Genomic DNA, 23,788 nt, shown 5'->3' with positions numbered 1-23,788 from the left:
TCCGGGCGGCGCACGCCGGCGCGCCGCGCCGGTCTCACGGATAGGCGCGAAAGCTTTCCGTTCGGTTGCGCGACGACCACGAATCTCTGCGGGTCTCGCGAATTCTCGACGTATTCGACCGACCCGCTCAGCGCGGGATCAGCACCCAATAGTCGAGATCGAGGATCGCGCCCTGCGCATAGCCGTCGCCCTCGCGCCCCGCGAAGTCGCCGCTCGGGCGGTTCTTCACGGCGATCGTGCGCAGGCGCAGCGCGCCGACGTCCTCGCGGCCCTCGAGCGGGCAGGTTGCGAGGACCTCGCTCCAGGCGCTCACGGTGTCGCCGGCGAAGAGCGGTGCGACGTGGCGCCCGGCGTTGATCGCGGCGACCGTGAAGGCGTTCGCTAGCCCGTTGAAGGAGAGCGCGCGGGCGAGCGAGATCACGTGCCCGCCGTAGATCAACCGCTTGCCGAACCGGCCCTGCTCGGCGGCCATCTGGTCGAAATGGACGCGTGCCGTGTTCTGGTAGAGCCTCGTGGCGAGCTGGTGCTCGGCCTCCTCCACCGTCATCGCGTCGACATGGTCGATCCGCTCGCCCTCGGCGTAGTCGCCGAAGCGATCGGCGGAGCCGGCGAGGTCGAAGTCCCAGCTGTCGATGGTCAGCGCCGGCGCGTGGCGCGCGATCTCGTCGGCGGCGACGACGGGTGCCAGCGTCGGCACCCGCGGCTCCGGCGCGGGCGAGGCGGGGTCGCGCTTGCGCACCAGCACCCAGCGGCAATAGGAGAGCACCCGCGCGCCGTCCTGGTTGAAGCCGGTGGTGCGCACCCAGACGATCCCGGTCTCGCCGTTCGAGCTCTGCTTGAGCCCGATCACTTCCGACACCGCCCAGAGCGTATCGCCGGGATAGACCGGCGCCAGGAACCGCCCTTCCGCGTAGCCGAGATTGGCGACCGCGTTGAGCGACACGTCCGGGACGGACTTACCGAAGACGGTGTGGAAGACGAGCAGGTCGTCGAGCGGCGCACGGTCGTAGCCGATCGAGCGCGCGAAGTGATCCGAGGACGAGACCGCGAAGCGCGAGCCGTAGAGCGCCGTGTAGAGCGCCTGGTCGCCCACGGTGAGCGTGCGGGGCGTCGCGTGGCGGATCGTCTCGCCGAGCGTGAAGTCCTCGAAGAAGCGACCGGCATTCGTCTTCATGGGAGCCCTCCGCTCGGGATGCGCGTCCGTGGCGCCACGCGCACGATCTGGCGCGCCGGGGGCCCTCGGGTCAAGCGTGGCGCGGGGTGGCAAATGGGCGAAAGCGCCGATCAGCCCTCCCCGACGAGGGCGAGGTCGTCCCGGTGGATCATCGCGTCGCGGCCGCGGAAGCCCAGGATCGCCTCGATCTCGCCGGTGCGGCGCCCGGCGATGCGCCCGGCGTCGTCGCGGTCGTAGGCGACGAGGCCGCGCGCGATCTCCCGCCCCGCCTCGTCGCGCACGCACACCGCGTCGCCGCGCGCGAAGCCGCCCTCGACGCGCTTCACGCCCGCCGGGAGGAGGCTCGCCCCGGCGCGGAGCGCCTTTGCCGCGCCGGCGTCGACCACGAGCGTGCCGCGCGGCTCGAGCGCGCCGGCGATCCAGGTCTTGCGCGCCCGCTCGGGGGAGGATTGCGGCGAGAACCAGGTGCAGCGCGCGCCCGCGGCGACCGCCCGCAACGGGTTCTTCGGCCCGCCGTGTGCGATCAGCATGGCGGCGCCCGACGCGGTGGCGATCTTCGCCGCCTCGATCTTGGTGCGCATGCCCCCGCGCGAGAGCTCGGAGGCCGCCCCGCCGGCCATCGCCTCGATCTCCGGCGTGATCCGGGCGACGACGGGGATGTGCGCCGCGCTCGGGTCGCTCGCCGGGGGCGCGGTGTAGAGGCCGTCGACGTCCGAGAACAGCACCAGAAGGTCCGCGCCGATCATGGACGCGACGCGGGCGGCGAGGCGGTCGTTGTCGCCGTAGCGGATCTCGGTGGTCGCCACCGTGTCGTTCTCGTTGACGACGGGGACGGCGCGCATCTCGAGGAGCTTCTTCAAGGTGGCGCGCGCGTTGAGGTAGCGCCGGCGCTCCTCGGTGTCGCCGAGCGTCACCAGGATCTGCCCGGCGGTAATGCCGTGGTGCGCGAGCACCTCGGCCCAGACGCGGGCGAGCGCGATCTGCCCGACGGCGGCCGCGGCCTGGCTCTCCTCGAGCCGCAGCGGCCCGGCGGGCAGCGCCAGCACGGAGCGGCCCATGGCGATGGCGCCAGAGGACACGACGAGCACGTCCGCTCCCCGCGCGTGCAGCTCCGCGATGTCCTCCGCCAGTGCCGCGAGCCAGGCGGCGTTCAGCCGCCCGCGGGCGCGGTCGACGAGGAGAGCCGAGCCGACCTTGACCACGATGCGGCGGAAGGAGGCGAGGGCGGGGGGCTGCGTGGGAGCGTGGCTTGCGGCGGCGGCGGTCACGGGGCGGATCCTGGCGCGAAGGCCAGGTCGGTGTGCCCGAAATCGCCGCCCTTGTACAGGAGCGGCGCGGCGGCGCGTCGCGCGATCGCGTAGGCGAGGCAGTCGCCGAAGTTCAGCCGCGCCGGGTGGTCCCGCCCCTTGCCGAAGCGGCGGAAGGCGTCGGCGGCGAGGTCGGCGTGCTCCTCGTCGAAGGCGACGACCTCGATGTCGAGCACGGCGCGAAGCGTCTCCAGCGCCGCGACGCCTTGCGCCTCCCCGAGCTTTCCGACCAGGACGTTGTGAGCCTCGACGAGGCTCGGCGCCCCGATGCGGCAGCCCGCCGCCGAGATGAGTGCCTCGAAGGTGGCGCTGTCCTCCTCCCCGAATGCGACGGCGACGAGAACGGATGTGTCCACGATCACCCGCGAGGACGCCTCGCTCACCGCGGCAGCCCGCTCTCGTCGTACATGTCCGAGTGGTCCGACGTCGTGCCGGGGGGCTTCATGCGCGCGATCTCCGCCTGCAGCGCGCGAAGCGCTGCGCGCCGAGCCGCGATCGCCTCGGGCGTGGGCATCCGTGCGTCTCGCCGCGGTGGTTCCTCCGCTGCGCGCCGATCGGGCACGACCCTGCGGAGCGCGTCGGCGAGGACCGCGTCGACGGACCGATCGGCGCCCTCGGCGATCCGCCGCGCCAGCTCGAACGTCTCGTCGCTGACGTGCAGCTCCTTGCCCATCGCCCCCTCCGTTCACGGTGCCGAGACACGCACCTGCAACCTGGGCGTCAAGACGTGACGGTACTGCCCGCGTCATCGACGGATCACGGCCGCCATTCCGTCGCGGGCGCCGCCTGCTCCCGCTCCTCCTGCGCCAGCTCCGCCACCTCGGCGAGGATCAGCCGCAGCGCCGTCTCGACGCCCGTGCCGGAGACCGCCGAGAGCACCAGCGGCGTGCGTCCGCAGGCGCGGCGCAGGCGCTCCTTCTGCGTCTTCAGCGTTTCCGGGTCGAGGGCGTCGGCCTTGGACAGCGCCACGATCTCGGGCTTCTCCGCGAGCCCGTGGCCGTAGGCCTCGAGCTCGCCGCGCACGGTCCTGTAGGCCCGGCCGGCGTGCTCGCTCGTGCCCTCGACGAGGTGGAGCAGCACGCGGCAGCGCTCGACGTGGCCGAGGAAGCGGTCGCCGATGCCCGCGCCCTCGTGGGCGCCCTCGATCAGGCCGGGAATGTCGGCGAGCACGAACTCGCGCTCGTCGACGCGCACGACGCCGAGCCCCGGATGCAGCGTGGTGAACGGGTAGTCCGCGATCTTCGGCTTCGCCGCGGTCGTGGCGGCGAGGAAGGTCGACTTGCCGGCGTTGGGCAGGCCGACGAGGCCGGCGTCGGCGATGAGCTTGAGGCGCAGCCAGATCCAGCGCTCCTCGCCCTCGAGCCCGGGATTGGCCCGGCGCGGGGCGCGGTTCGTGGAGGTGGTGAAGTGCGCGTTGCCGAAGCCGCCGTTGCCGCCGCGGCAGAGCAGCACGCGCTGGCCGACCTCGACGAGGTCCGCGAGCACGGTCTCGCCGTCCTCGTCGAGGATCTGCGTGCCGACGGGCACCTTCAGGATCACGTCCTCGCCCGAGGCGCCGGTGCGGTTGCGGCCCATGCCGTGCACGCCCTTCTGCGCCTTGAAGTGCTGCTGGTAGCGGTAGTCGATGAGCGTGTTGAGCCCCTCGACGCAGTGCGCCCAGACGTCGCCGCCGCGCCCGCCGTCGCCGCCGTCGGGCCCGCCGAACTCGATGAACTTCTCGCGTCGGAAGGAGACGGCGCCGGCGCCGCCGTCGCCCGCCTTCACGTAGATCTTGGCCTGGTCGAGGAACTTCATCGGGCGTGCGTCCTGGTGATGGTGACCCTCGCGGCGGATCACTCCGCCGCGAGGAAGAGGGGGCGGCCCGCCGCCGTGGAGGCGGCGGAGCCGGAGGCCTGCCGTCGAGCCCCGTCCGTCGCCTCGGCATCCCCCTCGCCCTCGACGAGGAGGAGCTCGGGCGTGCGCGGACGCGGCGGGGCCCAGCCGTCGCGGCTCCAGGCCTTCAGGCTCGCCCAGTCCCGCCGCGTGAGGCGGAACGTGTCGACGGGGAAGCTCCCACGCAAGGCCGAGGTCCGGAAGCCCGGCCCCTCGAAGACGAAGCCGGACTTCTCCAGCACGCGCCGCGACGCCGGGTTCCCGACGCGCACGGAGGCGGCGAGCGCCGCGCCCTCGGTGAAGGCGAAGAAGGCGTCGATCATCGCCCGCGCCGCCTCGGTGGCGAAGCCCTGGCCCCAGGCCGGGCGGCCGAGCCAGTAGCCGATCTCGGCCTCGCCGGCGGCGTTCGGCTCGATGCCGATCATGCCGACGAGCCGCGTCGGCTGCGCCTTGGGCGCGATGGCGAGGCGCAGGCTCTCGCCCTCCATCGCGGCGCGGCGCGCCGCCAGGACGAAGGCGGCGGCCTCGTCCGGAGGATAGGGGTGGGGGATGCGCGCCGTCATCTCGGCGACCTCCCGCGCACCGGCGAGGGTCGCGATGGCCTGGGCGTCGGCGTGGCGCGGCCAGCGCAGCCACAGCCGCCGGGTCTCCAGCCGGAAGACGTCGTCGCGGGTCAGCTCGGGGAACATGTCTCGGCTCCGGATCCTGGCGCCGGCCCCCGCTCGGAAGGGCGTCCGCGCCGTGAGAGAAACGACGAAGGGGAGGTGGCGCCCCACCTCCCCTCGTCGGTCTCCCCGAGAGCCGTTCCCGCGTGTTGCGGGTATGGCGTGTCTCTCGAAGCTCTCGCTGGGGTCTGGTGGGACCGGCGGGAGCTTCGGGGTCAACGCTCGCTCTCGCCGCTTACTCGGCCGCCTCTTGGGCGGGAATCACGGATACGAAGGACTTGCCGGCTCGCTTGCCGAACTGCACGCGCCCATCCGTGAGGGCGAAGAGCGTATGGTCCTTGCCGCAGCCGACGTTCACGCCGGGATTCACCCGCGTGCCGCGCTGGCGCACGATGATGTTGCCGGCGACGACGGCCTCGTTGCCGAATTTCTTGACGCCGAGGCGCCGACCTTCGGAGTCGCGACCGTTGCGCGACGAACCGCCAGCCTTCTTGTGAGCCATGGGTCTACTCCCGTCTCGTCTCTCGCTCTGCGACCCGGGGCGAAGCGCCGCGCGGACCGCGAAGAATTCCGTTCTCTCGCGCGACCGGTCTCCCGATCGCGCTCGGCTCGCGCCGCGCTCAGGCCTCGGCGGCCGCGTCGCCCTCGGCCGCCTCGGTCTTCTCGACCTTCGGCTTCGCCGCCTTCTTCGGCGCGGCGTCCGCCTTGGCGGACTTGCCGTTGGCCGAGATCTCGACGATGCGCACCGACATCAGGTCCTGGCGGTGGCCGCGCTTGCGCTTCGAGTTCTGGCGGCGACGCTTCTTGAAGGCGATGACCTTGCGTCCGCGCGTGAGCGCGACCACCTCGGCCTTCACCGATGCGCCCGCCACGGTCGGCGCGCCGACCTCGACGTTTTCGCCCTCGCCCACCATCAGCACGTCGAGCTCGACGGTCTGGCCCGGCTCGGCGGAGAGCCTCTCGATCGTAATCACGTCCGACGCGGCAACGCGGTACTGCTTGCCGCCGGTCTTGATCACTGCGAACATCGTTGTCTCCTCGTGTTCGATCCGGTTCTCCGCGCGGTCGCGCGAGGCGACCGACGGGACCGGCTTCTTTGCAGCATCCGGCATACCCGCGCGCGAACGCGCCGCGGGAAGCGAGCGAGGTAGTCGCAAACGGCGCGGTTGTCAACGAAAGAAGCGCCGGAAGAGGCCCCGGCGGGCGCCTTTCTCGCGCTTCGCCGTCGTCACGGGTCGAGGCGCCCAGCGGGCGGATCCGCCTGCGGGCGCATGGCGGGGGAGACCGCCATGGGGATGCGCCGGCCGCTTCCCGGCACGGCGCAGAGCGCGCCGTCCTCGACGACGACCTCGCCCCGGCGCAGCACGGTCACCGGCCAGCCGGTCACCGTGCGCCCGGCATACGGGTCGTAGCCCGTGCCGTCGTGGAGGTCGTCCGCCCCGAAGGTGCGGGTCGCGGACGGATCCCAGATCGCCACGTCGGCGTCGCAGCCCGGCAGCAGCCGGCCCTTGGCCGTCAGCCCGAAGACGTCGGCGGGCGCGGTGGCCGTGAGCGTCACGAACCGGTCGAGGCCGAGCCGCCCCTTCGTCACCATGGCGTCGAAGAGGAGCGGCAGGCGCGTCTCGAGGCCGGGCATCCCGTTCGCCACGCGGGTGAAGGGGGCGTCGCGGCCGTGCGCGTACTTGCCGCTCGCGTCGAGCCGGTAGGGCGCGTGGTCGGACGAGACGAGGTCGAGGTCGCCCCGCGCGAGCCCGGCCCAGAGCGCGTCCTGGTCCGCGCTCTCGCGCTGGGGCGGCGAGCACATCAGGCCGGCGGGCTCGACGGGCGGGTTCGAGAAGTCGGCGGCGGTCATGAAGAGGTAGTGCGGGCAGGTCTCCGCCACGACCGGCGCGCCGCGCCCGCGCGCCTCGCGCACGACCGCCACGCCCTCGGCGCAGGAGACGTGGAAGAGCATCACCGGCTGGCCGGTGAACTCCGCGAAGCGGCACATGCGCGAGAGCGCCTCGATCTCGGCCGCGCGCGGGTGCGAGATCGGGTGGTGGTGCGGCGCGACGCGCCCGCTCTCGACGAGGCGGCGCACCATCCAGCGGATGAGCCCGTCGTTCTCCGCGTGCACGCAGACGATCCCGCCGCTCTCCCGCGCCGTCCAGAGCACGTCGAGGATCTCGGCGTCGCCGACGCGCACCTTGTCGTAGACGGTGAAGAGCTTGATCGAGCGGTGCCCCGCCGCCATCAACGCCGGCAGGTCGATCGAGAGGTTCTGGCCCGAGACGTCCGAGACGATCATGTGGAAGGCGTGGTCCGTCATGGCACCGCGCGCGGCGAGCGCCTCGTAGTCGGCGACGACGGTCGCGAGGCGCATGCCCGGGTGCTGGGCGGCGAACGAGATCGTCGTCGTCGTGCCGCCCATCAGCGCGGAGCGGGTCGCGGTCTCGAACGTGTCGGCGTTCATGAGGCCGGCGCCGGAGAGCTGCTCGATGTGGCAGTGGGAATCGACGCCGCCCGGCAGCACGAGCCTGCCCGTGGCGTCGATCTCGCGCCGGGCCGGGCCGAGATGGGCGCCGAGCGCGGCGACCCTGCCGTCGCGGATCGCGAGATCGGCCCGGACGCTGCCCCCGCCGGTGGCGACGAGGCCCCCCCTGATCACGACGTCGTGCATCCCGTGCTCCCCTTAGCCGGCCTCGTCTCGCTTGCATCAGGATACGGCGTGTATACACTGGTGACAAGCGGGCGCGAACCACGACGCTCGCGGCGTGCGGAACGCGCGGGGAGGACCGGCGTCATGCGCCAAGATCAGACGACCGGGCGGAGTGGCGGGCGAGGTCCCGCGCAGGGGATCGGGCAAGGCGTCGGGGAGCCGAGCCCGAAGCTCGGCGACGCGACCCACGAGCGGCTGCGGGCCATGATCCTTTCGGGCGAGCTGCCGGCCGGCACGCGCCTGCAGGAGAAGCCGCTGGCCGAGCGGCTCGGCGTCTCGCGCACGCCGGTGCGCGAGGCGATCGCCCGGCTCTCGTCCGAGGGGCTGGTCTCGCGGGTCGCCGGCAACGCGCCCACCGTGAGCACGGTCTCGATCACCGAGATCATGGAGATCCTGCACGTGCGCCGGCTGCTCGAATGCGAGGCGGCGCGCCAGGTGGCGACCGTGGTGATCTCGCCCGAGCCCTTCCTGGAGATGCGCGCGCGGGTCGAGCGCTTCCTCGGCCCGACGCGCCCCGACCCCGCGACCCACATGCGCCTCGACGAGGACCTGCACGGCGGCATCGCCCGCGCGTCGGGCTCGACGCTGCTGCACGACATGATCCTCGGGCTCAAGCTCAAGACCCGGATGTACGACAAGGGCTCGATCCCCGAACGCTTCGAGCCCGGGTGCCACGAGCACATCGCCATCCTCGACGCCATCCTCGCCCGCGATCCGGAGCGGGCCGAGGCGGCCATGCGGACCCATCTGGAGAACGTGCGCGCCGGCATCCTCGGCCACCTGTCGCGCCTGTTCTGAGAGCTGCCCGAAAAAGCGCCAGCGTGCCCGAAGCGGATCGTTGACAGCGCACACACCGTGTATACCATCCCCATACGTCAGATCATCGGAGAGCGCGACGCATGACGGACGAAGCGACCAGAGACGGTTCCGCGCCGGCGCGCCCGCCCGCACCGGCCGAGCTGGCGATCACCTTCCTCTATTATCGCGACCTGCCGCGCGCGATCGCCTTCTACGAGGACGTGATGGGCTTCACCCTGGCCATCGATCAGGGCTGGTCGAAGATCTACCGCATGGCGGGGTCGGCCCATGTCGGCCTCGTCGACGAGACCCGGGGAATGCACCGCGCGGCGGACACGAAGCCGGTGCAGGTGTGCATTCGCGTGCCCGACGTCGACGCCTGGCACGCGTGGGCCGCGGCGAAGGGCGTCGCCGGCCTGACCGCCGCGAAGGACTCGGCGTCGCTCGGCATCCGCGCCTTCGTCTTCGACGACCCGGAAGGCTACCAGATCGAGGTGCAGAGCGCGCTCGCCTGAGCCTCGAGCCCGGCTCCTTCGCCGAGGGGCCGCTCGCAATTTCACATGGAGAGGGTGGGAAACACCCCTCGGCAAGACCCAGAGAGGACCTCATCACCATGCATGCCCGCACGCCCCTCCGGCATCTCCTCGCCGGCGCCGCCCTCGCCGCCGTCCTCGCCGTGCCCGCGCTGGCGCAGGACGAGACGAAGACCCTCACCGTCGGCCTCACGGCGGACGCCGTGCACCTCGACCCGCAGGCGGGCGAGGAGCTGTCGTCGAACATCATGTTCTACCACATCTACGACCCGCTGATCCGGCGCGACGCGAACCTCGAGTTCGGCCCGGGCCTCGCCGAGTCGTGGGAACTCGTCGACGATACGACCTGGCGCTTCCGGCTTCGCGACGACGTCGCCTTCCACAACGGCGAGCCCTTCACCGCCGACGACGTCGTCTTCACGCTCGAGCGCCTCAAGGCCTCGCTGATGGCGAACCTCGCCAAGAACATCGAGAGCTTCTCGGCGATCGACGACCACACGGTCGAGATCAAGACCTTCCAGCCCTACGCGGCGCTGCCGAACGACCTCGCTGCGATCCTCATCCTCAACCGCGAGCACGTCGCCAGCGTCGGCGAGGAGCAGGTCGACCTCCAGCCCGTCGGCACCGGCCCCTACCAGCTCGCCGAGTGGGTGAAGGAGGATCGGCTCGTCCTCGAGGCGAACGAGGACTACTGGGCCGGCGCCCCGGAGATCGACCGCGTCGTGTTCCGCCCGATCACGAATCCCGCGACGCGCACCGCCGCGCTCCTGACCGGCGAGCTCGACATCGTGCAGGATCTCTCGGTGCGCGACGTCGAGCGCGTGCGCCGCGAGGACGGCTTCGAGGTCATCACCCGCCCGAGCCTGCTCAACCTCGTGCTGGCGCTCGACATGCGCGAGACGTCCCCCACGATCCCGCTCGACACGAACCCGATGCAGGACCGGCGCGTGCGCGAGGCGATCGCCCGGGCGATCGACGTCGACACGCTCTCCAAGGTCGTCATGAACGGCCTCTCGACGCCCTCCGAACAGTACGTGCCTTCCACCCACGTGGGCTACGTCGACGGCGCGAGCTTCCGCGAGATGTATCCTTTCGACGTCGCGCGAGCCCGTGAGCTGATGGCCGAGGCCGGCTGGGCCGACGGCTTCGAGATGACGCTCGACGCCACCAACAATCGCTACGTCAACGACGCGCAGATCGCCCAGGCGCTCGCCTCCATGCTCTCCCAGATCGGCATCGATCTCGAGCTCAACCTGATGCCGCGGGCGAACTTCTTCGGCTACATCCGCGTCCCGTCCGAGCAGTCGAGCTTCATCATGTCCGGCTGGGACGTGCCCTCGGGCGACGCCGGCTCGATGTACGCGGTGATGTTCTACACCCGCGGCGTCAAGGAGGGCTACGGCCAGGTCAACCGCGGCTCCTACTCGAACCCCGAGGTGGACCGGCTCGTCGATCTCGCCGATTCGACGCCCCGCATGGAGGAGCGTGACGCGCACCTGCAGGAGGCGACGAAGATCCTGCTCGAGGACATCCCGATGATCCCCGTCCACTACGAGCAGGACATCTACGCGGCGCGCGACGGCGTCGTCTTCGAGCCGCGCACGGACAAGTTCCTGTGGGCCTACGAGATGGACGTGCAGGACTGATCCTCCCGTTCGTCACCGCGCGGCGCCGGGTCGACCCGGCGCCGCGCGCCGTTCCAGGCGCCGAGGAACCGCGATGCTGGCCTATGCGATCAAGCGGCTCGTCCAGATGGGCATCGTCCTGTGGGCGGTGTCCGTCATCGTCTTCCTGATGATGAGCTTCACCGGCGATCCCGTCTTCATGGTGATCCCGATCGATTCGACCGACGCCGAGATCGAGCAGGCGCGGCGCATCCTCGGCCTCGACCGGTCGATGCCGGAGCAGTACCTCGTCTTCCTGCAGAACCTCGTGCAGGGCGATTTCGGCCGCTCCTACGTCTTCCGCCAGCCGGCGATGGACCTGATCCTCGAGCGCCTGCCGGCGACGCTGGAGCTGGTTCTCGTGGCCATGCTGATCGCCGCCGTCGTCGCGATCCCGCTCGGCGTCTATGCCGGCGCGAACCCGGGCAAGCCGCTGAGCCGTCTCATCATGTCGGGCTCGCTCGTGGGCATCTCGCTGCCGGGCTTCTGGGTCGGCATGATGCTGATCTTCCTGTTCGCCGTGGAATGGCGCCTTCTCCCCTCGTCCGGACGTGGGGACACGGTGGAGGTGCTGGGCATCGAGACCTCGCTGCTGACCTGGGACGGATGGACCCACGTGATCCTGCCCTCGGTGACGCTCTCGCTCGGCACGCTCGCCATCATCCTGCGCATGACGAGGGCGGGCATGATGGAGGTGATGCGCCAGGACTACATCAAGTTCGCCCGCGCCAAGGGTGCCTCGCGCAAGGACGTGCTCTACGGCCACGGGCTGCGCAACGCGCTGATCCCGGTCGTGACCATCTTCGGCCTGCAGATCGGCGACCTCATCGCCTTCGCGACCATCACCGAGACGATCTTCGCCTGGCCGGGCATGGGCAAGCTCCTCGTCGACTCGATCTACCGTGCCGACCGGCCGGTGATCGTCGTCTACCTGATGCTGGTGGCACTGATCTTCGTCGTCATCAATCTCGTCGTCGATCTCGTCTACACCGCGATCGACCCGCGCATCACCGTGAAGTGAGCGGAGCGCGACGATGAACCAGCTCCTCGCCTCGCAATTCTTCTACAACTGGCGCCGCAACGTCTCGGCCATCGTCGGCAGCGCGATCATCCTCGTATGCGTCCTGATCGTGCTCTTCGGCCCGCTCGTGTCGCCGCAGAACCCCTACGACCTGACCCAGCTCAACCTGCTCGACAGCTACAAGCCGCCGGCCTGGATCGAGGGCGGGGACCCGCGCTTCCTGCTCGGCACCGACGGGCAGGGCCGCGACGTGCTCTCCTCGATCCTCTACGGCACCCGCGTCTCGGCGCTGATCGGCATCGCGGCGATGCTGATGGCCTGCACGATCGGAACGACGCTGGGGCTGCTCGCGGGCTTCTACGGCGGGCGGCTCGACGCGTTCATCATGCGCATCGCCGACATCCAGCTGTCGTTTCCCTCGATGCTGATCGCGCTGTTTCTGATGAGCGCCTTCGGCACGGGCATCGACAAGGTGCTGATCGCGCTGACCCTGGTGGGCTGGGTCGTCTACGCGCGCACCGTGCGCGGCTCGACGCTGGGCGAGATCCAGAAGGAATACGTGCAGGCGGCCCGCGTCGCGGGGCTTCGCGACGGCAAGATCATCCGCCGCCACGTGCTGCCCAACGTGCTCACGCCTCTCATCGTCATCGCCACGGTGCAGGTGGGCACCTTCATCCTCATCGAGGCCTCGCTCTCCTTCCTCGGCGTCGGCGTGCCGATCACGCAGCCCTCGCTGGGGCTGCTCATCAAGAACGGCTTCGACGTCCTGTTCTCGGGCCTTTGGTGGACCTCCGTGTTCCCCGGCCTGATGATCATGGCGATGGTCTTCGGCATCAACCTGTTCGGCGACTTCCTGCGGGACGAGCTGAACCCCCGCCTGAAATGAGCCGCGAGATGGACCATCAGACGGCCACCGCGCCGCTCCTCGACGTCCGCGACCTGCGCACGTATTTCCACACCTTCTCCGGCACGGTGAAGGCCGTCGACGGGGTCAGCTTCACGCTGGCGCCCGGCGAGGTGATGGGGCTCGTCGGCGAATCGGGCGGCGGCAAGTCCGTCGTCGGCTTCTCGCTGCTCGGCCTCATCGACCCACCGGGGCGGATCGAGGGCGGCGAGATCCGCCTCGACGGCGAGGACATCGCGACGGCCTCCGAGGAGCGGCTGCGCCGCATCCGGGGCCGGGAGATCGCGTTGATCTTCCAGGACCCGATGACCTCGCTCAACCCGGTCATGACGGTCGGCGCGCAGATGGACGAGATGCTGCGCCTCCACACCGATCTCGACGAGGCCGCGCGCAAGGCGCGCTGCGTCGCCATGCTGGAGAGCGTCGGCATCTCGCGCGCCGCCGAGCGGCTCGAGGCCTATCCGCACCAGTTCTCCGGCGGCATGCGCCAGCGCGTCGTCATCGCCATCGCGCTCCTGGCTTCGCCGCGCCTGATCGTGGCGGACGAGCCGACGACGGCGCTCGACGTCACGATCCAGTCGCAGATCCTCAAGCTGATGCGAAAGCGCATAGCCGAGACCGGGGCGGCGATGATCCTCGTCACCCACGACCTCGCGGTGGTCTCCGAGATGGTCGACAAGATCGTGGTGCTCTATTGCGGGCGCGTGGTCGAGACCGGCCCGGCGCGGGAGGTGATCGCCAACCCCTCGCACCCCTACACCCGCGGCCTCGTCGACTCGATCCCCAACCCGAAGGACCGCAAGCCGCGGCTCGCGCAGATCCCCGGCGCGGTGCCCGACATCCGCAACCTCCCCTCCGGCTGCAGCTTTCGCCCGCGCTGCCCGCGCGCGCAGGCGCGCTGCGCCGAGGTCTCGCCGGAACTCGCCGCGACCCGCGGTGCGCTCCAGGCCGCCTGCCACTTCCCCATCGTCGAGGAGATCGCCATGACCGGTGGAGAGCGCGCATGACGGCCTCCCCCGTGACCGCGTCTCCCATGCCGGCCGCTTCCGCCGCCCCCATGCTCGAGGTGGAGAACCTCGAGCAGCGCTTCACCCTGCGCTCCGGGATCATCGACCGGCTCACCTTCGAGGGCGGGCGCCCGCGCCTCGTCGACAGCGTCGTCCACGCGGTCAACGGCGTGAGCTTCTCCATCGCCAAGGGCGAGGTGCTGGCACTCGTCGGCGAGTCCGGCTGCGGAAAGTCCACCGTGGCGAAGTCGATCGCGCGCATCTACACGCCGAGCGGCGGGCGCATCCGCATCGACGGCGAGGAGATCGGCGCCTACGGGCATCGTGAGATGCTGCCGGTGCGCGCGAAGATGCAGATGATCTTCCAGGACCCCTTCGCCTCGCTCAACCCGCGCCAGAAGGTCCGCGACATCGTCGCCGAGCCGCTGCGCGAGCAGCTCGAGCGGCGCGGCGAGCCACAGGCGAAGGCGAGGGCGCGGGAGGCGGCGATCGCGCTGCTCGCGCGCGTCGGGCTGAACGCGGAGCACGCCGGGCGCTACCCGCACCAGTTCTCCGGCGGCCAGCGCCAGCGCATCGGCATCGCCCGGGCGCTGTCGGTCAACCCTGGGCTGATCATCGCGGACGAGCCGGTCTCGGCGCTCGACGTCTCGATCCAGGCGCAGATCCTCAACCTGATGATGGACCTGCGCGACGAGTACGGCCTCGCCTACCTGTTCATCAGCCACGACCTCTCGGTGGTGAACCACATCGCCGACCGCATCGGCGTGATGTATCTCGGCTTCCTCGTCGAGACCGCCCCGCGCGATCGGCTGTTCTCGGCGCCGCGCCATCCCTACACGCGCGCGCTGCTGTCGGCGGCGCCGACCATCGACCCCGCCGACCGGGCGGTCGAGATGGAGCTCGAGGGAGAGGTGCCGAGCGCGCTCGCGCTGCCGTCGGGCTGCTGCTTCCGCACGCGCTGCCCCTTCGCCTTCGACCGCTGCGCCGCCGAGCGCCCGCGTCTCCAGGACGTCGGCGGCGGCCAGAGCGCCGCCTGCCACCTCATCGACGAGCCGGAAAGGGACCGCCCGTGAACCAGGACGCGAGGAACGCGGACGTCGTCGTCGTGCAGGCCCGCCTGCCGCTCGCCGACCCGCACGATTGCACGGACGCCGCCGACGAGCTCTCGCTCTACGAGGCGCTCTACGACACGCTGGTGCGGCGCGACGGCAAGGGGTACGCCCCGCGCCTCGCCGTCTCGTGGGCGGTGTCGGACGACGCCCGCACCTGGACCTTCCGCCTGCGCGAGGGCGTCGCCTTCCACGACGGCACGCCCTGCGACGCCGGGGCGGTGCGGCTCTCGCTCGAGCGCATGGCGCGCGAGGACAAGGGCTATACGCTCGGCGCGCCTGCCGTCTGGCGGCAGTACCTGGGCGACGCGCGCGTCGAGGCGCCGGACGCCGGGACCCTGGTGATCCGCCTCGGCGCGCCGATGGCGGACCTGCTCGACGTGCTCGTCCAGGGCTACGTCGTCGCGCCCTCCGCGCTGCCGGCCTACGATGCGGGCGACACGCGCCGGCCCTGCGGCACCGGTCCCTATCGCCTGGTCGAAGTCTCGGACGATCACGCGTCGATGGCGCGCGTGCCGGGTCACTTCGCCGGCGAGCCGGCGAACGCCCGCATTCGCTTCGTGCGCGAGCCGGACCGGTCGAAGCGCCTCGCCATGGTGCGCGACGGCGCGGCGCGGGTCGCGACCAATCTCGACGTCGCCGCGAGCGCGGACCTCGCCGAGCACGGCGCGACGCGGGTCGTCTCGCTCGCCCCCGTCGCCATCATCTACCTGCTCAACGCCGCTCGCGGTCCCCTCGCCGACGCCCGCGTGCGGCGCGCGCTCGCGCTCGCGCTGGATCGCGACGCGCTCATCGCCGAGGTGGTGCCCGGCGCCGCGCGCCCGCTCCACGGCTTCGTCAGCCCGCTCCATTTCGGCGCCGGCGATGCCCCCGCCCGCGAGCGGGATCCGCAGGCGGCCCGCGCGCTCCTCGCCGAGGCCGGCTTCGCCGGCGGGCTGACGCTCGGCCTCGATTGCCCGACCCGGCTTCCCGACGAGGCGGAGCGGCTGACGGCGGCGCTCGGCCGCCAGCTGGCTTCGATCGGCGTGAGCCTCGACGTCCACCTCCATCCGGACCGCGAGGCCTACGCCCACATGGTGCGGCGCAAGGAGATCCGCGACCTGTGCGTCTTCGACTCGAGCCCGATGTCGACCTACCGCGTCCTCGTCGAGAAGCTCGACGCGCGGGTGCGCGGCTCGTGGTGGCAGGGCTACCGAAACGCCGAGGTGGAGGCGCTGATCGATCGCGGGCGCGTCACCGTCGACGCCGACGCGAGGTCTGCGCTCTACGCGGGGGCCTATGCCCTGCTGCAGGACGACCCCGCCTGGCTGTGCCTCTACAATCCACTCAAGGCGACCGGGATTTCGGGCGATCACCCCGACTTCGCCCTGCCCGTCGACACCGTGCTCGACGTGGCGCGCCTGCCGCCGCTGCGCCGAGGCACGGAATGGAGCCCTGGGAGAGCGCAATGATGGAAGACATCCTCGTCACCGGCGCCACCATCGTCACCATGGACGCCGCTCGGCGCGTGATCGTCGACGGCGCCATGGCGGTGAGCGGTGGGCGCATCGTCGCGGTCGGCCCGCGCGAGGAGGTCGAGGCGGCCCATTCCGTCGCGCGCATCGTCGACGGTCGCGGCAAGATCCTGATGCCGGGCCTGATCGACGTCCACGCCCATGCGGGCCACGGGCTGATCAAGTCCATGGGCATGACCGACGGCGACCGCTGGGAGGCGATCTGCGGGGAGGTCTACACGACGGGCTCGACGCCGGAGTTCTGGCACGCGGAGGCGCGGCTCGCGGCGCTGGAGCGGCTGCGCTTCGGCGTCACCTGCGGGGTCTCGCTGCTCGGCGGCGGCGACACGGTGATGCGCACGGACGACCCCGTCTACGGCGAGGCGCACGCCCGCGGCGTCGCCGAGGTCGGCACCCGCGCGATCGTCGCGGTGGGGCCGACCCGTGCGCCCCATCCCTGGACCTACGCCACGCTCGGCGAGGAGGGCGAGAGCACGCGCTATCCGGTCGACTTCGACCGGCAGATGCGCACCTGCGATACCTTGATCGCGCGCCTGCACGGCTCGGCAGGTGGACGCATACGGATCGCGCTCGTCTACCCGGTGCTGCGCGACGAGCACGAGGCGGGCATGGCGCCCGGCGACTACGCCGAGGCCGTGCGCCAGGCGCGCGCCGTGCGGGCGCTCTCGCGCGCGACCGGCGTGCTGTTCACCCAGGACGGTCATTGGCGCGGCTCCGTGCGCCGGGCCCACGCGCTCGGCCTGCTCGGGCCGGACGCGCTGCTGTCCCATGCGATCGACCTCCACGAGGACGAGATCGCGCTCTGTGCCGAGACCGGCACGCGCATCGCCCACAACCCGTCGGCGGTCGCCTCGATCAAGGGCCGCTGCCCGGCCATCGAGCTGATGGAGGCCGGCGTCGTCGTGGCGCTCGGCTCGGACGCCACCGCGCCGGACCGGTCGGGGGACATGTTCCGGCACATGCAGCAGGCGATGCACTACCATCGCCGGCACTACCGCGACGCCTCCGTGCTGCCGGTCGGCAAGGCGCTGGAGATGGCGACCATCGATGCGGCGACCACGCTCGGCCTCGCCGACGAGATCGGCTCGCTCGAGCCCGGCAAGCGCGCGGACGCGATCCTCGTGGACGGCCGGCGCGCGCATCTGGCGCCGGCCAACATGCCCGTCCACCGCGTCGTCGCCTTCGCCAACGGCAACGACGTCGAAACGGTGATGGTCGACGGCGAGATCCTGCTGGAGGCCGGGCGCCCGACCCGGGTCGACCCGCTCGCCATCGCGCTCGAGGCGGAGCGGCAGGCGGAGCTGATGATCGCGCGCATCGGCGCCGCCGACGCGCTCGACGTCCCGCCGGGATGGGGCCGCACGCGGGGGTGAACGGCCGAGCGCGCGGCGCTCAGACCCGGCCGAAGCGCTCCTCGGTGCGCCGCCGCACCAGCTCGAAGAGCTCGTAGAGCGCCCAGCCGATGAAGGACAGGAGCAGCACCATGCCGATCACGGTGGCCGTGTCGGCGCTCTCCTGGCCCGCGGCGAGGAGGTAGCCGATCCCCCGGTTCGCCCCCATCAGCTCCCCGATGACGACGGCGGTGACGGCCAGCGTGCTCGCCACCGTCATGCCCGCCAGCAGCGTCGGCAGAGTCGCCGGCAGCTCGATGTGGACGAAGCGCTGCCACGGCGAGAGCCGCAGCACGCGCGCCAGGTCCCGGTAGGAGCCCGGCAGGAACCGCAGGCCCGAGAGCACGCCCGTCATGATGGGAAAGAACGTGACGATCGCCACGAGCACGATCTTCGGCGCCGGCCCCAGCCCGAGCCAGAGCAGCAGGAGCGGCGCGATCGCGATCTTCGGCGCGGTCTGCAGCAGCAGCACGAGCGGCATCGACAGCCGCTCCACGATCGGCGCGCGCGCGAAGGCGATCGCGGCCGCGATCCCCAGGACGAGCCCGAGCAGGTAGCCCCAGGCGAGCTGGCCCAGCGTCACGGCAACGTGGTCGAGGAGGCGGGCGTTCTCGTGGAGGAACACCATGCGCCGCGCGACGGCGAGGGGTGCCGGAAGCAGGTAGTCCGGCACCCCGAAGAGATGCACCGCGGCCAGCCAGGCCAGCAGGATGGCGGCGAGGCCCGCCAGGCCGCGGATCAGCACGGCTCAGTTCCCGATCGCGGCGGGGTCCTCGACGACGAACGTGCTCGCGTCGGGGGCCTCGTCGATGACGTCGTACTGGGCGAGGATGTCGGCGTTGGCCTGCCAGGCGGCGATGTCGGCGACGCCGAGCCCGCGCTCGTCGGTGAGCGCGCTGCGCCACACCGAGGCGGCGAACGTGTTCTCGAACGCCGTGACCAGGGAGGGCTTCTGCTCGGCCCAGGTCGGCGTGTACTTCTCCATGGCGATGTCGAGGGCGGCCTCGATGTTGCCGTCCATGGTCCACTCGTAGGACCGGGTGACCGCATTGGTGAAGCGGCGCACGAGGTCCGGGTTCTCCTCCAGCAGGCTCGCGCTCGTCACGACCACGTTGCCGAAGGACGGCAGGAAGTCGTTCGACAGGATCATGTCGACCTCGACGCCCGCGCCCTCGAGCACGTACTTGCGCAGCTCGGAGAAGACGATCGCGTCGACCTGGCCGGACTGCAGGGCCTGGACGATGGCGCCGGTGTCGATCAGCTCGACCTGGACGTCGTCGAGCCCGAGCCCGGCCTCGGCGAGGCCCACCTGGAGCTGGAGGTAGTTCGGGCTGCCGTAGCTCGTCACCGCGATGGTCTTGCCGGCGAGGTCGGCGTAGCTGTCGATGCCGGTCTCCGCCTTGGCCAGGAGAGCCCCGATGCCGCGCTGGTAGGTGGTGTGGACGACGCGCACGGGCAGGCCGTTCGCCGCCGCCGCGATCACCGCGTCGCCGTTCGGGAAGCCGAACTGGACATTGCCGGCTGCGATGTTCGTCAGGATATCGGAGGCGCCGGCGTAGATGAACTCCACGTCGATGCCCTCGTCGGCGAAGAAGCCGTTCTCGACCCCCGCGTAGAGCGGAGCGTAGAAGGGCACCGCGGCGCCGTCGATCTGGAGCAGGACCTCGTCCTGCGCCAGCGCCGGCGTCGCCAGCAGCAGCCCGAGGCCCAGGATTGCGGACATATGCTTCATGGTTGTTCCCCTCTCGGTGTCGTCGCCAGGGCGCGCCCGGCGATGTGCAGCAGGTTCTCCTGCGTGCTTCGGTAGTCGTCGAGCCAGGCGTCGGTGGCGCGGTTGCCGTGGACGCCGAGCAGCACGCCGGCGGCGACGCCGAGCCGGGCGCAGACCGTGAGCACGGTGTGCGCCTCCATCTCCACGCCGAGCGCGCCGGCGGCGCGCAGTGCATCCAGCCGTTCGGGCTCGGGCGGCGCCTCGCCGCGGCGGATCGGCCGGCCTTGGCCCAGGTAGTAGCTGTCCGTCGAGGCGACCGGCCCCCGGTGGGCGACGAGGCCGAGCTCCCCCGCCGCCGCGGCGAGCGCCTCCGGCAGCCCCGGCGTGGCCGAGCCCGCGCCGCCGTAGAGCGTCGGCACGCCGCCGTCCCCCATGGCACGGGTCACGCACAGGTAGTCGCCCGGCGCGATCTCCGGCACGAGCGCGGACATGCCGCCGATCCGCACGATCCGCCGCGCCCCGAGCATGGCGAGCTCGACGAGGGCGATCTCGGTGGACGGCCCGCCGATGCCCGACGAGCAGATGGTCAGGCGCCGGCCGCGATAGGTCCCCGTCGCCACCGCGAACTCGCGTCGCCGGCCGAGATCGACGACGTCCTCCATGAGCGCGGCCAGCATCGGCACGCGATCGGGGTCGCCGGGCACGAGCACGTCCGGCGCGACGTCGCCGGCACGGGCCGGCAGGTGCGGCGGCATCTCCCCGCGCCAGGGCATGAGGGCGGAGGTGCTAGCGCGCATCGGCGTCGTTCCAGGCGAGCAGGCGGCGCTCGGCCAGCCCCAGCGCGAGATGCAGCGCGACGCCGAGCAGCGCCGTCAGCAGCACCGCGCCGAACAGCAGCGGCGCCTTGTAGGTCGCCGCGGCGAAGGTCATCAGGAAGCCGAGGCCCTGGTTGCCGGAGATCCACTCGGCCAGGATCGCACCCACCAGCGCCTGCACGCCGCCGACCTTGAGCCCGACGAAGATCCCCGGCAGCGCCGCCGGGAGGTCGATCGCCGCGAAGCGCCGGGCGGCGCCGAGCCGCAGCAGGCCGGCGAGGTCGTGCAGGCGTGGGTCGATGGCGCGGAAGCCGGCCAGCGCGCCGATCAGCACGGGAAAGAAGACGAGCGAGAAGACGAGCGCGAGCTTCGCCTCGAGCCCCAGGCCGAACCAGACGACGAAGAGCGGCGCGAGCGCGATCTTCGGCGCGCTCTGGAGGACGACGAGCGGCCCGTCCAGCAGCGTCGAGAGGAGCGGCACGCGATAGAGCGCATAGGCGAGGGCGACGCCCGCCAGGGCGCCGAGGGCGAGCCCCAGCGCGATGCTGCGCAGCGTGAAGGCGAGGTGCCCGGCGAGGCCGCCGTCGGTCGCCTCCCGCACGAGCGCGAGGGCGGTCGCCTGCGGCGAGGGCAGCAGGTAGGGCGGCATCCCCATGGGGCCGCTGGCGTACCACCAGGCGACGAGCAGCACCGCGAAGGCCGCACCGTATTCCAGCACCGGCCGCGCGCGGGTCATCGGGCCGCCTCCCCGCCGCGCAGGTCCCGGCGCAGCGCCGCGACGAGCTCGTGATACGCCCGGTCGAGCTTCGTCTCCTCGCTGCGCGGGCGCGGCAGGTCGACCGTGTAGGTCCGCTGAAGGCGTCCGGGGCGGGCCGACATCACCATGACCTCGTCTGCGAGGTAGGCGGCCTCCTCGACGGAGTGGGTGACGAGCATCACGGTCTTGCCGGTGCGCTGCCAGATCCGCAGGAGCTCGTCGTTCAGGGTCTCGCGGGTGAGGAGGTCGACCGCGGAGAACGGCTCGTCCATGAGCAGGATCGGCGGGTCGTCGGCGAGCGCGCGCGCGATCGCCGCGCGCTGGCGCATGCCGCCGGAGAGCTGTCGCGGCAGCGCCTGCTCGAAGCCGCGCAGGCCCACGAGCTCGACGAGCTCACGCACGATCGGCTCGGAGCGCGCGCGCTCCATGCCCGCCGTGTCGAGGGGGAAGCGAATGTTGGCCTCGACCGACTTCCACGGCAGCAGCACCGCATCCTGGAAGACGAAGCCGACGGGGCGCTTCACCGGGCCCGCGGCGAGGCGGATCGTGCCCGACGTCGGCGTCTCCAGGCCGGCGATCAGGCGCAGCAGCGTGGACTTGCCGCATCCGGAGGGGCCGACGACGGCGACGAAGCGACCGTCCGGCACCGCGTGCGTCAGCGGCTCGAGGGCGGCTACCGACTTGCCCCGCAGGCGGAAGACCTTGCTGATGCCTTCGATCTCGATCACGTCGCCGTCCGCTCCATGCCGTACCGACGGCTCGCCGGCGCCGCGGGTGCGGCCCTTCGAGCGCGTCTCAATTTTGATACTCGGCTGGACGTTCCGTTAGGTCAAGCTCGTTTCGACGGCAGAGCGCGATGCGAGTTCGGGCAATGTCGGTGTCCGGCGGGCAGCGTCGGCGATGGACGCGGGGTGCGGCGGGACGCATGCGAAGAGGCCCGGCGGAGCAGCGCTCCGGGGCCTTGGCCACGCGCGAGGGCGCGCAGCGGATCAACGATGACGGGAGGAACTCAGAAGACTGGTGGAGCCAGGCGGAATCGAACCGCCGACCTCTTGAATGCCATTCAAGCGCTCTCCCAACTGAGCTATGGCCCCACTGTCGTCCCGCGGGCTCGGGTCCCGGAATACGGGTCCCGCGGGGTGGTCGATTGCGGGGAGGGCGATGCCGACCTCCCCGCAACGGAGCGCCTGTTTAGACGGTCCGGAGGGGATGTCAACCCTCTTCTTCGTCCTCGATATCGCTGTCGATGAGGTCGGAAACGTCGTCGTCTCCTTCCTCTTCCTCGGCGAGGAAGGTGTCGTCGGCTTCGTCGTCGCCGAGGTCGATGTCCTCGTCGCCCTCGGCCTTCTTCTCGTCGCCTTCGGCCTCCTCGAGCGAGACGAGCTCGACGTCCGCCTTCTCGACGACCTCCTCCTCTTCCTCCTCGGCCTCGACCACGGGCGCGACGCGCCCGCCCTTCGTGCCGACGGCCTCGAAGGCCGAGCGCGGGTAGGCGATGCCGGTGTAGGGGGAGACGACGGGGTCGCGGTCGAGGTCGTAGAACTTGCGCCCGGTCTCGGGGCAGGTCCGCTTGGTGCCGAGTTCCGGTCTGGCCACGGGTGGTTCCTTCGTGTGCATGGAATTCTGGAACAGGCGCGGCTAGCGCCTCGCGGGGCGCTTGTCAACGCGCGAATGCGCGAGCGGCTCCCGCCGGGGGCGGCGTCGCGCGCGGGGCGGGTCGTGACGCGGCCGGCCCCGCGTGCTAGGCGTCCGCCCATTCTCGACGTTCCTCGTGAGCGAGCCCCTTCGTGCCCTCCGGATCCGATTCAGATCGCCCGCCTCGCTCCGGGATCTGCGGCCCCCTCGCCGTTCGAGCGCCCGGCGCGCTGCGCGGGCGCGCGCGCCCGCCCGGATCGCCGCAGGACGCGCACGCGGCGCTGGTGCTCGGCGCGCTCGCCATCGGCGAGACGACGATCGCAGGCATGCCGTCGGGCGAGGCGTTCGGGCAGACGGCCGAGGCATGCCGCGCCCTCGGCGCGCGCGTGATCGCGGGCGAGGGCGGCTGGACGGTCGCTGGACCCGGCGTCGGCGGGCTCGTCCAGCCGACGCGGCCTCTCGCGCTCGAGGCCGCCGCGCTCGCCCCGCTCCTCGGCGCCTGCGCCTCCCCTCCGATCGACGTGACGATCGGCCCGCGCCCCGGCGCGCCGGACGATCCCTCAGGTGCGGGCCTGCGCGGCGCGCTCGCCGCCATGGGCGCGCGCCTCACCCTCGGCGAGGACGGCGGGAGCCTCCGCGTGCACGGCGCGCGCGAGGCGATCCCGCTCGTGCACGAGAGCCCCGCGGGCGATACCGCCGCCGCGCGGGCCGTGCTCCTCGCCGGCCTGAACGCGCCGGGGCGCGTCACCGTGATCGCCTCCGCCGCCGAGCTCGGCTCGGTCCCCGACCTCATGACGCGCCTCGGCGCGTGCATTCGCAGCGCGCCGCACGGAGCGTACGGGCGCAGCCTCGCGCTCGAGGGCCAGCCGGAGCTCGTCGGTGCGTCGCTCGCCCTGCCGGCCGACCCCGCCTGCGCGGCGGCGCTCGTGCTCGCCGCGCTCGTCGTCCCCGGCTCCGACGTCGTGCTGGAGGGCCTCGCCTCCGACGGCCCGACGGCCGCGTTCCTCGCGGCGTTGCGGGCCCTGGGGGCGGACATCGCCGAGGAGGCGGACGATCCGGCCGGCCTTCGTGCGGTGCGCGTTCGTGCGGGCGCGCCGGGCGCGGGAGGCGCGCTCGCGGCGGACGTGGTCGCCGCGCTCGGCCCGACCCTCCCCGCCCTCGCCCTCGCGGCGGCGTCCTCCGCCGGCGAGAGCCGCCTCGCAGGGGCCTGCGC

The 23,788-nt window shown here is 72.0% G+C and carries 24 protein-coding genes, 1 tRNA gene and 1 pseudogene; 10 read left to right on the top strand and 16 right to left on the bottom strand.

Features of this window, described 5'->3' with window-relative positions; all coding sequences use genetic code 11:
• Positions 1–127: 127 nt before the first annotated feature.
• From ACTZWW_RS11800 to hydA, 9 genes and pseudogenes are all read right to left on the bottom strand, one after another.
• A complete protein-coding gene (locus tag ACTZWW_RS11800) occupies positions 128–1,174 on the bottom strand; it encodes a MaoC family dehydratase (protein ID WP_444781152.1) in 1,047 nt (348 codons plus the stop codon).
• Positions 1,175–1,284: 110 nt separating this feature from the next.
• Complete coding sequence (gene proB / locus ACTZWW_RS11795; RefSeq protein ID WP_444781151.1) at positions 1,285–2,442, bottom strand: glutamate 5-kinase; 1,158 nt, start codon at positions 2,440–2,442, stop codon at positions 1,285–1,287.
• Entirely contained in the window at positions 2,439–2,864 is a 426-nt protein-coding gene (locus ACTZWW_RS11790; RefSeq protein ID WP_444781150.1) for a type II toxin-antitoxin system VapC family toxin, read from the bottom strand. Before ACTZWW_RS11790 ends, proB begins: the two co-directional genes overlap by 4 nt.
• On the bottom strand, positions 2,861–3,154 hold the full coding sequence (locus ACTZWW_RS11785; protein WP_444781149.1) for a hypothetical protein: 294 nt from the start codon (positions 3,152–3,154) through the stop codon (positions 2,861–2,863). Before ACTZWW_RS11785 ends, ACTZWW_RS11790 begins: the two co-directional genes overlap by 4 nt.
• 83 nt (positions 3,155–3,237) lie before the next feature.
• Positions 3,238–4,275, bottom strand: coding sequence for a GTPase ObgE (gene obgE, locus ACTZWW_RS11780; protein WP_444781148.1), 1,038 nt, complete (start codon positions 4,273–4,275; stop codon positions 3,238–3,240).
• Positions 4,276–4,313: 38 nt separating this feature from the next.
• On the bottom strand, positions 4,314–5,042 hold the full coding sequence (locus ACTZWW_RS11775) for a GNAT family N-acetyltransferase (protein WP_444781147.1): 729 nt from the start codon (positions 5,040–5,042) through the stop codon (positions 4,314–4,316).
• Between the two features lie 211 nt (positions 5,043–5,253).
• A complete protein-coding gene (rpmA, locus tag ACTZWW_RS11770) occupies positions 5,254–5,520 on the bottom strand; it encodes a 50S ribosomal protein L27 (RefSeq protein ID WP_372423860.1) in 267 nt (88 codons plus the stop codon).
• 87 nt (positions 5,521–5,607) lie between these two features.
• Positions 5,608–6,046: pseudogene (gene rplU, locus ACTZWW_RS11765) on the bottom strand (50S ribosomal protein L21); the annotation flags it as partial.
• Between the two features lie 200 nt (positions 6,047–6,246).
• Positions 6,247–7,677, bottom strand: a complete 1,431-nt coding sequence (gene hydA / locus ACTZWW_RS11760; protein ID WP_444781146.1) for a dihydropyrimidinase — start codon at positions 7,675–7,677, stop codon at positions 6,247–6,249.
• Between the two features lie 123 nt (positions 7,678–7,800).
• On the opposite strand from hydA, the gene ACTZWW_RS11755 reads away from it, so the two are divergent.
• The 9 genes from ACTZWW_RS11755 (at position 7,801) to ACTZWW_RS11715 (ending at position 17,639) form a co-directional block, all read left to right on the top strand.
• A complete protein-coding gene (locus ACTZWW_RS11755; protein ID WP_444781145.1) occupies positions 7,801–8,514 on the top strand; it encodes a GntR family transcriptional regulator in 714 nt (237 codons plus the stop codon).
• 101 nt (positions 8,515–8,615) lie between these two features.
• Positions 8,616–9,029 carry a VOC family protein gene (locus ACTZWW_RS11750; protein WP_444781144.1) on the top strand — a complete coding sequence of 138 codons (414 nt, stop codon included), beginning with the start codon at positions 8,616–8,618 and terminating at the stop codon, positions 9,027–9,029.
• Positions 9,030–9,127: 98 nt separating this feature from the next.
• Positions 9,128–10,693, top strand: coding sequence for an ABC transporter substrate-binding protein (locus ACTZWW_RS11745; RefSeq protein WP_444781143.1), 1,566 nt, complete (start codon positions 9,128–9,130; stop codon positions 10,691–10,693).
• Positions 10,694–10,766: 73 nt separating this feature from the next.
• Positions 10,767–11,732, top strand: a complete 966-nt coding sequence (locus ACTZWW_RS11740; RefSeq protein WP_444781142.1) for an ABC transporter permease — start codon at positions 10,767–10,769, stop codon at positions 11,730–11,732.
• A 13-nt stretch (positions 11,733–11,745) separates the two neighbouring features.
• Positions 11,746–12,618 carry an ABC transporter permease gene (locus tag ACTZWW_RS11735; RefSeq protein WP_444781141.1) on the top strand — a complete coding sequence of 291 codons (873 nt, stop codon included), beginning with the start codon at positions 11,746–11,748 and terminating at the stop codon, positions 12,616–12,618.
• A gap of 8 nt (positions 12,619–12,626) precedes the next feature.
• Positions 12,627–13,643 (top strand): ABC transporter ATP-binding protein, encoded by a 1,017-nt coding sequence (locus ACTZWW_RS11730; RefSeq protein WP_444781140.1) that lies wholly within the window; start codon positions 12,627–12,629, stop codon positions 13,641–13,643.
• Entirely contained in the window at positions 13,640–14,716 is a 1,077-nt protein-coding gene (locus ACTZWW_RS11725; protein WP_444781139.1) for an ABC transporter ATP-binding protein, read from the top strand. The genes ACTZWW_RS11730 and ACTZWW_RS11725 overlap by 4 nt, the downstream gene beginning before the upstream one ends.
• Positions 14,713–16,203 (top strand): ABC transporter substrate-binding protein, encoded by a 1,491-nt coding sequence (locus tag ACTZWW_RS11720; protein WP_444781138.1) that lies wholly within the window; start codon positions 14,713–14,715, stop codon positions 16,201–16,203. Before ACTZWW_RS11725 ends, ACTZWW_RS11720 begins: the two co-directional genes overlap by 4 nt.
• Positions 16,200–17,639 carry an amidohydrolase family protein gene (locus ACTZWW_RS11715; protein ID WP_444781137.1) on the top strand — a complete coding sequence of 480 codons (1,440 nt, stop codon included), beginning with the start codon at positions 16,200–16,202 and terminating at the stop codon, positions 17,637–17,639. The genes ACTZWW_RS11720 and ACTZWW_RS11715 overlap by 4 nt, the downstream gene beginning before the upstream one ends.
• A 19-nt stretch (positions 17,640–17,658) precedes the next feature.
• On the opposite strand, the gene ACTZWW_RS11710 is transcribed toward ACTZWW_RS11715, so the two are convergent.
• From ACTZWW_RS11710 to ACTZWW_RS11680, 7 genes are all read right to left on the bottom strand, one after another.
• The gene (locus tag ACTZWW_RS11710; RefSeq protein ID WP_444781136.1) at positions 17,659–18,402 is read right to left on the bottom strand and encodes an ABC transporter permease; all 744 of its coding nucleotides are present in this window, start codon (positions 18,400–18,402) and stop codon (positions 17,659–17,661) included.
• A 3-nt stretch (positions 18,403–18,405) separates the two neighbouring features.
• A complete protein-coding gene (locus ACTZWW_RS11705; RefSeq protein ID WP_444781135.1) occupies positions 18,406–19,389 on the bottom strand; it encodes an ABC transporter substrate-binding protein in 984 nt (327 codons plus the stop codon).
• A complete protein-coding gene (locus ACTZWW_RS11700) occupies positions 19,386–20,165 on the bottom strand; it encodes a nucleoside phosphorylase (protein WP_444781134.1) in 780 nt (259 codons plus the stop codon). The genes ACTZWW_RS11705 and ACTZWW_RS11700 overlap by 4 nt, the downstream gene beginning before the upstream one ends.
• Positions 20,155–20,919, bottom strand: coding sequence for an ABC transporter permease (locus ACTZWW_RS11695; protein ID WP_444781133.1), 765 nt, complete (start codon positions 20,917–20,919; stop codon positions 20,155–20,157). Before ACTZWW_RS11695 ends, ACTZWW_RS11700 begins: the two co-directional genes overlap by 11 nt.
• The gene (locus ACTZWW_RS11690) at positions 20,916–21,668 is read right to left on the bottom strand and encodes an ABC transporter ATP-binding protein (RefSeq protein ID WP_444781132.1); all 753 of its coding nucleotides are present in this window, start codon (positions 21,666–21,668) and stop codon (positions 20,916–20,918) included. The genes ACTZWW_RS11695 and ACTZWW_RS11690 overlap by 4 nt, the downstream gene beginning before the upstream one ends.
• A gap of 290 nt (positions 21,669–21,958) precedes the next feature.
• Positions 21,959–22,034: transfer RNA gene (locus tag ACTZWW_RS11685), tRNA-Ala, on the bottom strand.
• Positions 22,035–22,152: 118 nt separating this feature from the next.
• Positions 22,153–22,536 carry a TIGR02300 family protein gene (locus ACTZWW_RS11680; RefSeq protein WP_444781131.1) on the bottom strand — a complete coding sequence of 128 codons (384 nt, stop codon included), beginning with the start codon at positions 22,534–22,536 and terminating at the stop codon, positions 22,153–22,155.
• Positions 22,537–22,727: 191 nt separating this feature from the next.
• Here ACTZWW_RS11680 and ACTZWW_RS11675 point away from each other — a divergent pair.
• The coding region (locus ACTZWW_RS11675) for a hypothetical protein (RefSeq protein ID WP_444781130.1) at positions 22,728–23,788 on the top strand (1,061 nt) is incomplete at its 3' end.

Source organism: Salinarimonas sp. NSM, assembly GCF_052380005.1.
Classification (GTDB): domain Bacteria; phylum Pseudomonadota; class Alphaproteobacteria; order Rhizobiales; family Beijerinckiaceae; genus Salinarimonas.
The sequence above is the reverse complement of the archived record's forward strand: the minus strand, read 5'-3'. Positions and strand labels throughout refer to the sequence as shown.